At 74.8% G+C, this 13,837-nt stretch carries 14 protein-coding genes and 3 tRNA genes; 8 read left to right on the top strand and 9 right to left on the bottom strand.

Annotated elements, in window-relative coordinates; translation table 11 throughout:
- The first annotated feature begins 197 nt into the window (after positions 1 to 197).
- Complete coding sequence (locus ABT160_RS01045) at positions 198 to 653, top strand: MarR family winged helix-turn-helix transcriptional regulator (protein WP_351641874.1); 456 nt, start codon at positions 198 to 200, stop codon at positions 651 to 653.
- 54 nt (positions 654 to 707) lie between these two features.
- On the opposite strand, the gene ABT160_RS01040 is transcribed toward ABT160_RS01045, so the two are convergent.
- Positions 708 to 1,445 carry an SCO2400 family protein gene (locus ABT160_RS01040; RefSeq protein WP_351641872.1) on the bottom strand — a complete coding sequence of 246 codons (738 nt, stop codon included), beginning with the start codon at positions 1,443 to 1,445 and terminating at the stop codon, positions 708 to 710.
- Between the two features lie 188 nt (positions 1,446 to 1,633).
- Here ABT160_RS01040 and ABT160_RS01035 point away from each other — a divergent pair, with 188 nt between their 5' ends.
- The 3 genes from ABT160_RS01035 to ABT160_RS01025 all read left to right on the top strand — a co-directional run bounded on the left by ABT160_RS01035 (position 1,634) and on the right by ABT160_RS01025 (position 5,183).
- Positions 1,634 to 2,191, top strand: a complete 558-nt coding sequence (locus tag ABT160_RS01035; RefSeq protein ID WP_351641870.1) for a hypothetical protein — start codon at positions 1,634 to 1,636, stop codon at positions 2,189 to 2,191.
- Between the two features lie 235 nt (positions 2,192 to 2,426).
- Positions 2,427 to 3,482, top strand: coding sequence for a rod shape-determining protein (locus ABT160_RS01030; protein WP_351641867.1), 1,056 nt, complete (start codon positions 2,427 to 2,429; stop codon positions 3,480 to 3,482).
- 120 nt (positions 3,483 to 3,602) lie between these two features.
- Positions 3,603 to 5,183 carry a GAF domain-containing sensor histidine kinase gene (locus ABT160_RS01025; RefSeq protein ID WP_351641864.1) on the top strand — a complete coding sequence of 527 codons (1,581 nt, stop codon included), beginning with the start codon at positions 3,603 to 3,605 and terminating at the stop codon, positions 5,181 to 5,183.
- Positions 5,184 to 5,271: 88 nt separating this feature from the next.
- On the opposite strand, the gene ABT160_RS01020 is transcribed toward ABT160_RS01025, so the two are convergent.
- Positions 5,272 to 5,973: an esterase/lipase family protein gene (locus ABT160_RS01020; RefSeq protein ID WP_502984146.1), complete on the bottom strand. Its 702-nt coding sequence runs from the start codon at positions 5,971 to 5,973 to the stop codon at positions 5,272 to 5,274.
- A gap of 188 nt (positions 5,974 to 6,161) precedes the next feature.
- Between ABT160_RS01020 and ABT160_RS01015 the strand changes: the two genes are divergently transcribed.
- Entirely contained in the window at positions 6,162 to 7,622 is a 1,461-nt protein-coding gene (locus tag ABT160_RS01015; protein WP_351641859.1) for an acyl-CoA synthetase, read from the top strand.
- A 54-nt stretch (positions 7,623 to 7,676) separates the two neighbouring features.
- Here ABT160_RS01015 and ABT160_RS01010 read toward each other — a convergent pair whose 3' ends face one another.
- From ABT160_RS01010 to ABT160_RS00995, 4 genes are all read right to left on the bottom strand, one after another.
- Positions 7,677 to 8,900 carry an MFS transporter gene (locus tag ABT160_RS01010; RefSeq protein WP_351641856.1) on the bottom strand — a complete coding sequence of 408 codons (1,224 nt, stop codon included), beginning with the start codon at positions 8,898 to 8,900 and terminating at the stop codon, positions 7,677 to 7,679.
- 68 nt (positions 8,901 to 8,968) lie between these two features.
- Positions 8,969 to 9,553: an HAAS signaling domain-containing protein gene (locus tag ABT160_RS01005; protein WP_351641854.1), complete on the bottom strand. Its 585-nt coding sequence runs from the start codon at positions 9,551 to 9,553 to the stop codon at positions 8,969 to 8,971.
- Entirely contained in the window at positions 9,550 to 9,975 is a 426-nt protein-coding gene (locus ABT160_RS01000; RefSeq protein ID WP_351641852.1) for a PadR family transcriptional regulator, read from the bottom strand. The genes ABT160_RS01005 and ABT160_RS01000 overlap by 4 nt, the downstream gene beginning before the upstream one ends.
- An 84-nt stretch (positions 9,976 to 10,059) precedes the next feature.
- On the bottom strand, positions 10,060 to 10,521 hold the full coding sequence (locus ABT160_RS00995) for a MarR family winged helix-turn-helix transcriptional regulator (RefSeq protein ID WP_351641850.1): 462 nt from the start codon (positions 10,519 to 10,521) through the stop codon (positions 10,060 to 10,062).
- Between the two features lie 165 nt (positions 10,522 to 10,686).
- Here ABT160_RS00995 and ABT160_RS00990 point away from each other — a divergent pair, with 165 nt between their 5' ends.
- Positions 10,687 to 11,100 carry an organic hydroperoxide resistance protein gene (locus tag ABT160_RS00990; protein WP_351641848.1) on the top strand — a complete coding sequence of 138 codons (414 nt, stop codon included), beginning with the start codon at positions 10,687 to 10,689 and terminating at the stop codon, positions 11,098 to 11,100.
- A gap of 328 nt (positions 11,101 to 11,428) precedes the next feature.
- On the opposite strand, the gene ABT160_RS00985 is transcribed toward ABT160_RS00990, so the two are convergent.
- The 3 genes from ABT160_RS00985 to ABT160_RS00975 form a co-directional block, all read right to left on the bottom strand.
- Positions 11,429 to 11,502: transfer RNA gene (locus ABT160_RS00985), tRNA-Ile, on the bottom strand.
- 217 nt (positions 11,503 to 11,719) lie between these two features.
- Positions 11,720 to 11,792: transfer RNA gene (locus tag ABT160_RS00980), tRNA-Asn, on the bottom strand.
- Between the two features lie 5 nt (positions 11,793 to 11,797).
- A tRNA-Asn gene (locus ABT160_RS00975) sits at positions 11,798 to 11,870 on the bottom strand.
- 158 nt (positions 11,871 to 12,028) lie between these two features.
- On the opposite strand from ABT160_RS00975, the gene ABT160_RS00970 reads away from it, so the two are divergent.
- A complete protein-coding gene (locus ABT160_RS00970; protein ID WP_351641846.1) occupies positions 12,029 to 12,334 on the top strand; it encodes a YtxH domain-containing protein in 306 nt (101 codons plus the stop codon).
- Between the two features lie 40 nt (positions 12,335 to 12,374).
- Positions 12,375 to 13,814 (top strand): FGGY family carbohydrate kinase, encoded by a 1,440-nt coding sequence (locus tag ABT160_RS00965; RefSeq protein WP_351641844.1) that lies wholly within the window; start codon positions 12,375 to 12,377, stop codon positions 13,812 to 13,814.
- Positions 13,815 to 13,837 lie beyond the last annotated feature (23 nt).

Genomic DNA, 13,837 nt, shown 5'->3' with positions numbered 1-13,837 from the left:
CTGCGCCCGCCCGCGCTCCCGGGGGCGTTGCTCGGGGGGGGGCCGGCTGACCGCACCGTGCGCGGCCGGCGGGGGGCGGCCGGGGGGGGGGCGGGGCCGTCCGGCCCCGCGAGAAGCTTCTCAAAAAAGCTTCACTACCTGAAACAACCATGCTCCTGAATATTTCAGGTTGTCAAGTAAATGGGTATCCTCGGACCATGGCCACCAAGCGCGCGGACCGCCGCACCGACCCCCTGACCCTGGAAGTCGTCGAGCTGATCGGCGCCATCGTGGCGCGCTACCACGAGGAGTACGAGCAGGCCGCCGCCCAGCACTCGCTGACCGGCGCCCAGGCCCGCGTCCTCGGACTCCTCTCCCTGGAGCCGACGCCCATGCGCCAGATCGCCCGCAAGCTGCGCTGCGAGCCGTCGAACATCACCGGCATCGTGGACCGCCTGGAGGCCCGGGGCCTGGTGGAGCGCCGCCCCGACCCGGCCGACCGGCGGGTGAAGCTGGCCGCGGCCACCGAGGAGGGCCGCTCCACGGCGGGCCGGCTGCGCGACTCCCTGGACTTCGCGCGCGAGCCGCTGGCGGACCTGACGGCCGGGGAGCGCACGGTGCTGCGGGACCTGCTCCAGCGGATGCTGGGCGGGCCGGACGCACCCGGAGTCTGACGGCTCCCGGGCCCGACGGCTCCTAGGCCCTTTCGGCCGGGGCGGCCCCGGGACTCACACGCACCACCACAGCCACCACGTGCACGTCTGCGACGGCGAGGGTGACGGGGCGGGCGCGGAGGCGGAGGCCGACGGGCCGGGCGCGGGACGCGCGGGGCCGGTGGCGGGCGGCGGGTCCGCGGGCCCTTCCGTGGGCGCCGGGTCCGGTGCCTGCGGGCCGCTGGTGGGCGCGTCCGGGGCGGACGCGGACGCGGCGGGCAGCGGGCGCACGGCGCCGGACGCGGTGACCCGGCCGGGGCCCTCCGTACGGACCGCCGCCCGGGACGTCGCCGCCACGGGCTCCTCGGGCCGCTTCGTCCGTCCCGGGCCCTTCGAGACCTCGGGGCGCTCCGGCCGTGCGGCGCTCGCGCTGGGCTCGACGGGCAGCGGGGTGTCCGCCGCCGCCTCTTCCCGTACGGCGACGGCGTCGCCGCCCCCGGACCGCTCGTGGGCCAGCGAGGCGAGGCCGAGGCCACCGGCGGCGAGCGCGAGGGCGGCCAGTGCCAGGACCGCCTTGCGGCCGCGACCGCGCCGGGCCCTGCGGCTGCCGCGCCCCCGGCGCGCGGGGGCGTCCGCGCGCCGGTGGCCCGGGGCCGGACGGCGCGGCTCTTCGGGGGTCAGCTCGAAGACGCGCTCGTCGGCCGCCGGGGCGGCGGCGGGGGCGGGGCGCCGCAGCTCCTCGGCGGGGGTGCCGCACCCGGCGCAGGCCAGTGCGCCGTTGAGGTGCCGTCGGCACGGGTGGCAGTAGTCCATGGCTGCCGCAGAGTATGCGGCGGCGGGGCGGCTGAGATAGGTGTGGCTGTGAGGGTCTTGTGTGGAACGTGGTGCCCCGGGGGTGTGGGAGGCGGAACGGGAACGCCCCACCCGGGCGGCCCGGGCACGGTGACGGCCCGGGCACGGTGAAGGCCCGGGCACGGTGAAGGCCCGGGCACAATGGCGGCATGGACTCCGCCCGGCCGTTCGGACCGCTCGACTTCCAGCTCGTCCTGCTGCGCAGGATGGCCGACTTCCAGCCGGGGCCCGTGGAGGACGCCCGGATCGCGCTGGGCGCCTCGCTCGCCGAGATGCGCGAGGCGAACAAGCGCTGGCAGGCGATGGTCCGTTCACCGCGCGGCCGGGGCTCGCTGTCCCGCTACCGATCGGTGCTCGGCGAACCGGAGTCGCACGCGCGGCGGCGGATCGGCGACCTGGACTGCGACGCCTACCTCTGGCCGCTGCCGCTCTGGCCCGACCTGCGGTTCGAGGTGCTGGCCGGTCCCGGCGGGGCGGTGTGGAACGAGTGGCTGGTACGGGCGCCGGGCGCGCCGGGCCCCGCACTGCGCACCGCCGAGGACCTCACCCCCTGGTGCTGCACGGTGGACGAGGCGGCGCGCGCCTTCGCCCCGGCCCGCCCGCGCGAGGGCAGCGCGCCGACGCGCTGGCAGCTGGACCTGACCCTGCCGGGCGGCGGGAGTTGCGTGGCGGAGTTCACCTGGGGGCTGTTCCAGCGGGTGCTCTGACGGGACGTCGGAGGGCTTGCGGGGTCCTGACGGGGCGTCGGGGGGCGTTGTGAGGTCCTGACGGGGCGTCGGAGGCGCTGCCCGCGCCGGGTCCTGGCGCGCCGTCAGCTCCGTACTCCCGCGGGCGACTCCGGCGCGCGGTGCCGCGACGTACCCCCGACCGGCTCACCCAGCGCGCGCCCGGGGCGCGGCGATCGCACGATGCGAACAAGAACCGCTCTCGGGAGGATCCGCCGTGACCGTCAGTCTTGAGCAGCTGCGCCGCTGCCACGTCGCCGTCGACCTGGGGGCCGCCAGGACCCGTGTGTACGTGAAGGGGTCCGGGCTCGTCGTCGACGAGCCGAGCGTGGCGGCCGTGAACACCCGCACCGGCGCGCTGATCGCGGTCGGGGCGTTCGCGGAGAAGATGACGGGCCGCACCCCCGACTACATCCGGGTGGTCCGCCCGGTCTCCGGCGGCACGGTCGTGGACATCGAGATGGCCCGGCGGATGCTGCGGCACCTGCTGGGCGAGAAGCTGCGCAGGCAGCTGCGGCGCAAGCCCCGGCTGCGGGCCGCGGCCTGCACCCCGCACGACAGCGACCCGCTGGCGCAGCGCGCGGCGGTGGAGACCCTGGTGGGGCTCGGGGCCCGGCGGGTGGAGCTGGTGGACACGCTGATCGCGGCGGCGGTGGGCTGCGGGCTCCCGGTGGAGCAGCCGACGGCCACCATGATCATGGTGTGCGGGGCGGCGACGACGCAGGTGGCGGTGTTGTCGCTGGGGGCGATCGTGACGGCGGAGCGCATCCCGGTGGGCGGGGACGCGATCGACCACGCGGTGATCCAGCACCTGCGCCACCAGCACGAGTTGATGCTGCCGAGCCAGTCGGTGCGGCCGCTGCAGCTGGCCCTCTCGGGCAACGGCCTCACCCCGCAGGGCCCGGAGTCGACGGAGATCCACGGCCGGGACGTGGCGACGGGCCTGGCGCGCTCGGTCCAGGTGCAGACGGCGGCGGTGCGCAGCGCGATCCACACGCCCCTGACGGCGGTCCTCGACGGGATCGGAAAGGTGCTGCGGGACTGCCCGCCGGACCTGGTGGCCGACCTGGCGGACCGCGGGATCATGATGGTCGGCGGCAGCGCGCTGCTGCCGGGCCTGGACCAGATGCTGCGGGACGCCACGGGGATGCCGGTGCACATCGCCGAGCGGCCCGACGTGTGCGCGATCCTCGGTCTGGGCGCCATGCTGGAGGGCAAGATCCAGCCGATGGTGCTCGACCCGCTGGGCGAGGCCGCCGACGCGGCCCGCTGACGGCGCGGGCGGCCGGGGCGCGGGCGGGCGGTCACCACCCGACCGCCCGGCCCTGCCCCGTATGCGGGACAATGAGGCTTTGCTCCACTCGAAGGACGCGCGGACGGCGGGACACTGACGATGGATCAGGACGACACCGGCGGCGCGGGCGGCACCGGCGGACCCGGGACGCCCCGGCTGCCGATGCTCCTCGAAGCGGTGCTGAGCGTGGGCACCGACCTGGAGCTGCGCGGCACGCTCCAGCACATCGTGGACACCGCCACCGAGCTGACCGGCGCGCGGTACGGGGCGCTGGGCGTGGTCGACCCCGGACAGGGGCGGCTGAGCGAGCTGTTCACGGCCGGGATCGACGACGGGGCGCGGCGGCGGATCGGGCGGCTGCCGGACGGGCACGCCGGACTCCTCGGCGTACTGATCCGCGAGCCCCAGCCGCTGCGCCTGGCCGACCTGACGGCGGACCCCCGCTCGGCCGGGATGCCGCCGGGCCACCCGGAGATGCACGGCTTCCTGGGGGTGCCGATCCGGGTGCACACCGAGGTGTTCGGCAACCTCTACCTGACCGACAAGCACGAGGGCCCCTTCACCGAGGAGGACCTGGCGCTGCTGCGGGTGCTGGCCTCCCAGGCGGGCATCGCGATCGGCAACGCGCGGCTGTACGAGACGGCCCGGCAGCGCGAGCGCTGGATCGAGGGCGCCGCGGCGGTGACCACGGCGCTGCTGACCGGGGAGGCGGCGCAGGACGCGCTGCGGGAGGTGGCCGAGCGGGCGCGGCTGCTCGCGGACGCGGCCGCGGGCGTGGTGCTCCAGCCCACCGAGGACGGCGGGATGGAGATCGTGGCCGCCTCCACGCTGGACGAGGAGGCCGACATCGTGGGCACGATGATCGCTCCCGGCTCCCCCGTACTGGTCCAGCTCCTCGGCGGCGAACCGGTGTTCATCGAGGACTCCTCGACGGACGAGCGGATGACCACGCACGTGCGCGCCCGCTTCGGGCCCTCGATGATGCTGCCGCTGCAGAGCGGGGGCCGGCTGATCGGGACGCTGGCGCTGCCGCGCCGCAGGGGCGGCCGGCCGTACACGGCGGTGGACCGGCTGCTCGCCTCCCAGTTCGCCTCGCAGGCGGCGCTGGCCCTGGTGCTCGCCGACGCCCAGCACAACCGCGAGCAGCTCGCGGTGTACGAGGACCGCGACCGGATCGCCCGCGACCTGCACGACCTGGTGGTGCAGCGGCTGTTCGCGACGGAGATGATGCTGGAGTCGACCCGCCGCCGGGCGGCCGAGGACGACACCGACGAGCTGCTCTCGCGCGCGGTGGACGAGCTGGACTCCACGATCCAGGAGGTCCGCACCACCATCTTCGCGCTCCAGCAGCCCCCGGCGGACGCCCCGACGTCCTTCCGGGGCCGGGTCCTGCGGGAGACCGGCGGGGCGGGGGTGCTGCTCGGCTTCCAGCCGTCGGTGCACTTCGCGGGCGCGGTGGACACCCTGGTCGGCGAGGCGGCGGCGCAGAAGCTGCTCACCGCCCTGCGGGGCGCGCTGGCGGCGGCGCACCGCAGGGTCGGGGTGACGCGGATCGACGTGTCGGTGTCGGTGGACGGGGAGCGGGTCCGGCTGACGGTGGCGGACGACGGGCGCGAGGCGGTGGGCGGCGCGGCGGAGCCGGCGGGGACGACGGTGGAGTGGGAGTCGCCTCGGTCCTGAGGCGCTGGGGCCACCGCGCCCGGCGCCCGTACGGCCGACTCCCCCGCCCCCGAGTCCCGTACCGCCCACCGCGGAAGTCCCGTACCGCCTACCGCAGGAAGTCCCGCACCCCCTGCGAGACCCCGTCGTCGCCCAGCAGGTCGTTGTGCTTGAGGCAGCCCGCCGGGTTGTTGGTGGCGCCGGCCAGGGGGACGCTGTTGTCGGGGTTGATGACCTCGTCGCAGTTGGACCACCAGGTGGCGTACCGGACGGCGCCGGGCGTCTCGTCGCCCTCGGCGAGCCCCTTCTGGACGTAGGAGTTCGGGGTCATGTCGCGGCAGGCCTGGTCCCACAGGGCGCACGCCCAGGCGGTGGAGGTGCCGTGGTTGGGGCCGGCGAGGGAGACCCAGCGGTCGACGGTGGCGGTCCCGCCGCCGTGCTTGACGTACCAGCGGGTGACCAGGCTGCCGAAGGAGTGGGCGACGACGTCGACCTTGGCCGCGCCCGTCCGGCGGCGGACCTCCTCGACGTACGAGGAGAAGCGCCCGGACAGCGTCTCGTTGACGGACTGGTGGGTGTCGTACCCCCAGGAGAACAGGTCGGCGTCGGTGTACCCGTCGGCCTTGAAGTCCGCTCGCAGGCCGCCCCAGACCCCGGGGTCGGCGTTGTAGCCGTGGACGAAGATGACGGGGGTGCGGGCGGCTGCCCGGGGCGCGGCGTGCGCGGCGGCCCCGGGGAGCAGCAGCGCGATCAGGCCCACCAGGGCGCTGACCAGCGGGACACGTATCGGGTACGACCTCGGGGTCGGTATCGGCACCGTTTCTCCCTCACTGGCTCACCGGTCGGGTGCGGGACTTGTTACGCACGAGTACGCGAGTGCTGGGGAGAATGCTGGGGCCTGTGCGGCGCGAAGGCCACCCCCGTGCACGCACCGGGTTCCCGGCACGGTAGGCAGGGACCGACGCAGGTACGCAGCACAGCACGCAGAAGGAGCCTTCGGTGAGTTCACTCTTCCCGGCGCTGACCGCCGGATCGGCGCTTCCCGCCCTGCGGTTCGGGGACCGCGCCCTGACCTACGGCGAACTGGCCGACGCGGCGGGCGCGTTGGCGGTACGGCTCGCGGACGCGGGCCGGGTGGCGGTGTGGGCGACGCCGACCCTGGAGACGGCGGTGGCGACGGTGGCCGCGCTGCTCGCGGGCGTCCCGGCCGTGCCGCTGAACCCGAAGATCGGCGAGCGGGAGCTGGAGCACATCCTGGCGGACAGCGCGCCGGGCCTGATCCTCGCCGCCCCGGGCGACGAACTCCCGGGCGGGCTCGCCCGGTTGCCCCGGATCGACGTGACGGGCGGGGGCCGCGCGCCGGAGCGGCTGCCCGAGCCGCCGCCCTCGGCGCCCGCGCTGATCGTCTACACCTCGGGGACGACGGGCGCGCCCAAGGGCGTGGTGCTGCCGCGCCGCGCGGTCGCGGCGACGCTGGACGCGCTGGAGGACGCCTGGGGGTGGACGGCGCGGGACGTGCTGGTGCACGGGTTGCCGCTGTTCCACGTGCACGGGCTGATCCTGGGCGTGCTGGGCCCGCTGCGCCGGGGCGGGGCGCTGCGGCACCTGGGCCGGTTCTCGGTGGAGGGCGTGGCGCGGGAGCTGGCGGACGGCGGGACGATGCTGTTCGGGGTGCCGACGATGTACCACCGGCTCGCGCTGGCGCTGGACGGCGCGGACGGGACGGGCGGGACGGGCGCGGAGCTGGCGAAGGCGCTGGCCGGGGCCCGTCTGCTGGTGTCGGGGTCGGCGGCGCTCCCGCTGCACGACCACGAGCTGATCGCGGCGGCGACCGGGCGCCGGGTGGTCGAGCGGTACGGGATGACCGAGACCCTGATGAACACCAGCGTGCGCGCGGACGCGCCGGCGGGCCCGGGCACGGTGGGCGTGCCGCTGCCGGGGGTGGAGCTGCGGCTGGTCGAGGAGGACGGCACGGAGATCGGGGCGTACGACGGCGAGACGGTCGGCGAGATCCAGGTGCGGGGCCCGAACCTGTTCACGGAGTACCTGAACCGTCCGGACGCGACGCGCGAGGCGTTCGACGGGGACTGGTTCCGCACCGGTGACATGGCGGTGCGGGAGGCCGGCGGCACGGTGCGGATCGTGGGCCGCAAGGCCACCGACCTGATCAAGAGCGGCGGTTACAAGATCGGCGCGGGCGAGATCGAGAACGCGCTCCTGGAGCACCCGGGGGTGGCCGAGGCCGCGGTGACCGGCGAGCCGGACGCGGACCTGGGCGAGCGGATCGTGGCCTGGGTGGTCCCGGCGGACCCGGCGTCGCGCCCGGACCCGGACGCGCTGGCGTCGCACGTGGCGGCCCAGCTGGCGCCGCACAAGCGGCCGCGCCGGGTGGTGTTCGTCGAGGCGCTGCCGCGCAACGACATGGGCAAGGTGATGAAGCGCCGGCTGGGCGCGGAGTGAGGTGCGGCGGTACGGGTACGGGGCGGCGCCCCCGTACCCGTACCGCCCCCGGACCTACGGCGTGGGCTCGCGGGCGTCGTAGCGGGCGAAGCCGCGCCACTTCAGGCCGAGCAGCACCACCGCGACCACGCAGGCGACGCCTCCCCCGGTCGCCGCGACCGTCGGCGAGGCCAGGTCGGCCACCGAGCCCGCCAGGAAGTCCCCGAGCCGCGGCCCGCCCGAGACCACCACGATGAACACGCCCTGGAGCCTGCCGCGCATCTCGTCGGGCGCCGCGACCTGGAGCATGGTGTTGCGGAACACCATGGAGACGGTGTCGGCGGCCCCGGCGAGGCCGAGGAACAGCAGCCCGAGCCAGAGCTGCCGGGTGAGCCCGAAGACGGCCACCGCGGTGCCCCACGCGGACACCGCGATCAGCACGGCGAGGCCGTGCCGGTGCACCTTGCCCTGCCAGCCGGAGAACAGCCCGCCGAGGAACGCCCCGACGGCCGGGGCGGCGACGAGCATGCCGGTGGTGCGGGCGTCCCCGCCGTACCAGGCGGCCGCCACCGCGGGGAACAGCGCCCTGGGGTGGGCCAGGATCATCGCGCAGAAGTCCGAGAAGAAGGTCATCCGCAGATTGGGCCGGGTGCCCAGGAAGCGCAGCCCGTCCAGGACGGACGCCCGCTTGGCGCCCACCCGGTCGGGCAGCATCGAGGGCAGCCGCCACATCGCGTACAGCGAGGCGCAGAAGGCGACGGCGTCGATCGTGTACGCGGCCTGGTAGCCCCAGAAGCCGACGATGAGGCCGCCCGCCATCGGGCCGACGAGCGTGCCGAAGGTCATGGTCATGGAGTTGAGCGCGTTCGCGGCCGGCAGCTGCGCGGGCTCCAGGAGCCGGGGGATCATCGCGCTGCGGGCGGGCGAGTTGAGCGCGGCGCAGACGGCCTGCAGGGCGACGATCGCGTACAGGAACCACACGTGGTGGAAGCCGGCGAACGCCGCCGAGGCCAGCGCGAGCGACAGCACGGCGGAACCGATCGCGCTGCCCAGGCCGAGCAGCCGCCGGTCGACGGTGTCGGCGACCGCGCCCCCGTACAGCCCGAAGACGACGAGCGGCACGAGGCTGCACAGGCCGACGAGCCCGACGGAGAACGTGGAGTGCGTGAGGTCGTACACCTGGAGGGAGATGGCGAGGGCGGTCATGCCCTGGCCCACCCAGGAGACGGTGTTGCCGAACCACAGGCGCCGGTAGTGCGGGGAGGTGCGCAACGGCCCGACGTCGACGAGGAGGCTCATGCGCGAGCCCGTCCGATAAGCATGCCGCGACTTTAGTTGCCCCCGTCATCGACCCGGGACGGGGTACGTCAACGGGCGTGGGCGCGCCGGGCGGAGACCAGCAGGACCACCGCGCCGCCCACCGGCACGCACAGCACGAGCGCCAGGACCACCAGCAGCGTCACCGCGTCCAGGCCCCGGCTGGTGGCGACCATCAGGAAGCCCAGCGCCACCAGGAGCGGCACCACCGCCGAGGTGACGGTGGCCAGCGCCTTGCGGCCGGTGGTCCACAGCGGCGAGGTCCAGAGCAGCACGAGGCCGGCGATGACCGCGAGCCCGCCGAGCAGCGGGCTGCCCACGCCGAGCGGCGGGCCGAACGCGAGGAGCAGCAGGGTGGCGACGGTCCGTCCGGCGCCCTGCGCGGGCGGTACGGGGGCCGGTGCGGCGGGGGCGGCGGACGGCTCCTCGGCGAGCGCGGAGGCGGCGACGGTGCGGGGGTCGCCGAGCTGTTCGAGGACGACGCGCACGTGCGCGTCGTCGCCGGGGCCGCTGAGGGCGATGTGCTCGCGCAGGTCGGCGAGGAGTTCGGCGCGGCGCTCGGGCGGCAGCGGCGCGGTCTCCGCCTGGACGGCGGCGAGGTAGGCGGTGACGAGCGGGTGCTCGACGGTGTTCATGCGGGGTCCCCCTGATCGGTGCGGTGGTCGGTGCGGTGGCCGTCGCGCGCGGTGCCGCCCCCGCCGGGCGCGGCGCCGAGGAAGTGGTCGACGCCGTCGCGGAAGAGCGGCCAGCTGCGGGTGAACTCCTCCAGCGCCGCGCGGCCGGTGGCGGTGAGCGTGTAGTAGCGGCGCGGCGGTCCGCTGGGCGACTCGCGCAGGCTGGTGTCGACGAGTTCCTCGCGGCGCAGCCGGGACAGCAGCGGGTAGATGGTGCCCTGACTGGTGGTCATGACGCTGACGGCGGCGAGCTCCTCCAGGATCTCCACGCCGTAGCGCGGACCGTCGCGCAGCAGGGCCAGCACGCAGTACTCCAGCACGCCCTTGCGGAGCTGGCTGGGCACCTTCCCCGTCACGTCGTCTCTTGCTTGGCCAGGAACCATGCAATGCAAGATAGCGCCGCGCGGACGATCCGGGCAACACCGGGGACGTACAGAACGGGTCCGCCGACCGGCGGACCGGCCGGATCAGCGCGGCGCCGCGTCCAGCGCGCCGGTCAGCGCGTTCAGCCGGTCGCGCAGCTCCATGAACTCCTCCAGGGAGAGCCCGGTAGCCTCGGCGATCCGCCGGGGCACGGCGGCGGCGGCGGTACGCAGCTCCGCCCCGGCCCCCGTCGGGCGCACCGTCACCGAGCGCTCGTCCTCGGCGCTGCGCCGACGCTCGACGTACCCGTGCGCCTCCAGGCGCTTGAGCAGCGGGGAGAGGGTGCCCGAGTCCAGGCGCAGCAGCTCGCCCAGGCGCTTGACGGCGAGTTCGCCGTGCTCCCAGAGGGCGAGCATCACCAGGTACTGCGGATAGGTGAGGCCGAGCGCGCCGAGCGGCTCGCGGTAGACGGCGTTGAAGGCGCGCGAGGCGGCGTGCACGGAGAAGCAGATCTGGGTGTCGAGCCGCAGCAGGTCCTCGTCGCGCAGGTCACCGGTGTTCTCCATGCCTCCCACCCTACCCGCGACCCCCCGGAACCCAATTAAGTTGCGCACAACTCAATTGTGCACTATAAATATGGAGCGCCACCGAGCAACACCAAGCACGACTGAGCACGACCGAGCACGACGAACAACGCAGCACCGCCACCGAACCGAGAGGACGGGATCCCCATGGACGCCCTGTACACCGCCGTCGCCACCGCCAACGGCCGCGAAGGACGCACGGTCAGCTCCGACGGCCAGGTGGACCTGCCGCTGGCCTTCCCGCCCGCGCTCGGCGGCAACGGCCAGGGCACCAACCCCGAGCAGCTGTTCGCGGCGGGCTACGCGGCCTGCTTCGCCAGCGCGATGGGCGCGGTCGCCCGCCAGGAGAAGATCGACGTGAGCGAGGCGTCGGTGACGGCGGAGGTCTCCATCGGCAAGGACGACGACGGCGGCTTCGCCCTGGCGGTCGTGATGCGCGCCGAACTCCCCGAGCACCTCCAGGGCGAGGCGGGCCGCGCACTCCTGGAGAAGACGCACGCGTACTGCCCGTACTCCAAGGCCACCCGCGGCAACATCCCGGTCGAGCTGGTCGTCGAGTAACCACGCTCCCCCGGCCCCCGGCACCACCCGAACGCCCGAGCCCCGGTCGCCGTCACGGCGGCCGGGGCTCACGGCTGGTCAGGCGTCAGGACCCGCCGTCGAGACCAGGGGTCAAGGTCCGGCGTCAAGGTCCGGGGTCAACGAGAAGGGCCTCGCGCGCCCCCTCCCGGGGAGGCGCCACCCGTACGGAGGACAGCGCGGGCGGCCGTCCGGTGGGACCCGGGCGAGGGCGAGAAAAAACCTCCGGCGTGTCGTGCGGGGTGCACGTCACGCCGGAGGCATCATCGTCCCGTGCAGGTCGAAACGTTCCTGCACGGACGACGCCCGGTGGGGCGGGTGGGACTCGAACCCACGGCCGACGGATTATGAGTCCGCTGCTCTAACCGGCTGAGCTACCGCCCCGTTCGGCGCGTCGCGCACATTTGTGCGCGCCGTCTGCCGCAGCATAGCCGCTCATACGATCTCCTGCCTCGGATGGTCGGCAACGCTCGACCATGAGGACTGCGCTGCGTGCTGCCCGGTTCCCGAAGCGTGCCCAGAAGTTCGCGGACCGTGCCCGGAAAACGAAAAAGGACCCCAACGGGGTCCTCTTCAGGGATCTTCGGCGGTCTGCCGTGAGCTCCCCCGACTGGACTCGAACCAGTAACCTGCCGGTTAACAGCCGGCTGCTCTGCCAATTGAGCTACAGGGGACCGAGCTCCCCCGACTGGACTCGAACCAGTAACCTGCCGGTTAACAGCCGGCTGCTCTGCCAATTGAGCTACAGGGGAATGCCTCGTTGCATCGAACGTACCTACCTGGGCACTCGCCGGACGGCGGTCGCTCGCTGCGAGACATACATTAGCGCAAGCAGGGGGGTGCTCCGCCAATCGGTATCGCCCTCCGCCCGACCGCCGCACCACACCGACGCAGGGGAAAGGTGGCACCCATGCGCTACAAGCTCACGTTCGCCCTCGGACTCACCCTCGGCTACGTCCTGGGGACCCGGGCCGGACGGGAACGTTACGAGCGGCTGAAGAAGTCAGCCCGTGAGTTCAGCCAGAACCCGGCCGTGCGCAACGCGGCCGAGCAAGCGGCCCAGACCGGGCGCGAGGTGGCCGGGAAGGCCTACCACGCGGTCAGTGACAAGGTAGGCGAGAAGGTGCCGGACTCGGTGTCCTCCCGGGTGCGGTCGCTGCGCGGGCGCGGCGGCGACGGGACCGGCGAGGACGAGTGGGGAACCAGTAACACCTGAGGCGCCCGGGGAACCCCGTGCGTACGGCAGAATCACTGGCATGGGGATAGTCGCCGGTCTTGACAGCTCTTCGGGTTACACGCGCATCGTCGTCTGCGACACGGACACGGGCGCCGTGCTGCGGCAGGGGTACGCGCCGCACCCGGGAGAGCCCAAGGCCCCCGACGTCGACCCGCAGGCCTGGCTGCTCTCGCTCGGCGAGGCGGCGGCCGGCGGGCTGCTCGAAGGCGTCCAGGCGATCGGCGTCTCCGCGCAGCCGCACGGCCTGGTCCCGCTCGACCGCCAGGGCACGCCCGTGCGGCCCGCCCTCGTCGGCAGCGACAAGCGGGCCCAGGTGGCGGCCGCCGACCTCGTCGAGTCGTTCGGCGGGCGCGAGGCCTGGGCCTCCGCCGTGGGCTGCGTCCCGCAGGCCGCGCAGCCCGTCGCCAAGCTCCGCTGGCTGGCCCGCACCGAGCCGGAGAACGCAGCCCGGGTCGCCGTGCTGATGCAGCCGCACGACTGGCTGGTCTGGCAGCTGCTCGGGCGCCCCGTGCGCCGTACCACCGACCGGGGCGCCGCCTCCGGCACCGGCTACTGGTCCCCCACCACCGGCTCCTACCGCCCCGACCTGGTGGAGCTGGCCCTGGGCCACCAGGCCGTGCTGCCCGAGGTGATCGGCCCCGCCGAGGCCGCCGGGACCACCCCCGAGGGCCTGCTGATCTCCGCCGGCACCGGCGAGACGATGGCCGCCGCGCTCGGCCTGGGCCTCGGCCCCGGTGACGCGGTGGTCTCGCTGGGCGCCTCCGGCTCCGTGATGGCCGTGCACCACGAGGCCGTCGCCGACCCGAGCGGCACCGTCACCTCACTGGCCGACGCCACCGGGATGCACCTGCCGGTCGTGAACACCCTCAATGCCGTACGGGCGCTGCGCGGGGCCGCCGAGCTGCTCGGCGCCGAGAGCCTGGAGGAGCTGTCCGCGCTGGCCCTGAAGTCCACCCCGGGCGCCTCCGGCCTGGTCCTGCTGCCCTACCTGGAGGGCGAGCGCACCCCGCGGCTGCCGCACACGGCGGGCACCCTGAGCGGGCTGCGGCGCGAGTCGATGAAGCCCGAGCACCTGGCCAGGGCCGCGTTCGAGGGGATGCTCTGCTCGCTGGCCGACGCGATGGACGTGCTGCGCGGGCGGGGCGTGGAGGTGCGCCGGGTGTTCCTGCTCGGCGCCGCCGCCGAGCTGGGCGCGGTGCAGGCCGTGGCGCCCGCGGTCTTCGGTGCCCAGGTGGTCGTGCCCCAGCCGGCCGACTACGCGGCGCTGGGAGCGGCCCGGCAGGCCGCCTGGGCGCTGGGCGTCAGCCGCGGCGAGCTCTCCGCGAGCACGCCCCCGGCCTGGCGGGGCGCCGCCGCGCAGGTCTTCGAGCCGGGCGAGGAGCTGGCCGTGGGCCAGGCGGTGCGCCAGCAGTACGGGGCGACGCGGGACGAGATCCACCCGGGCGCCTTCGAGGCGTGAGGCGGGGGCGCACGACCGGGGCG

This window comes from Streptomyces sp. NPDC001941 (assembly GCF_040296945.1).
Taxonomy (GTDB): Bacteria; Actinomycetota; Actinomycetes; order Streptomycetales; family Streptomycetaceae; genus Streptomyces.
Note: the sequence above shows the minus strand (reverse complement) of the source record. Positions and strands in the feature narration are given on the sequence as shown.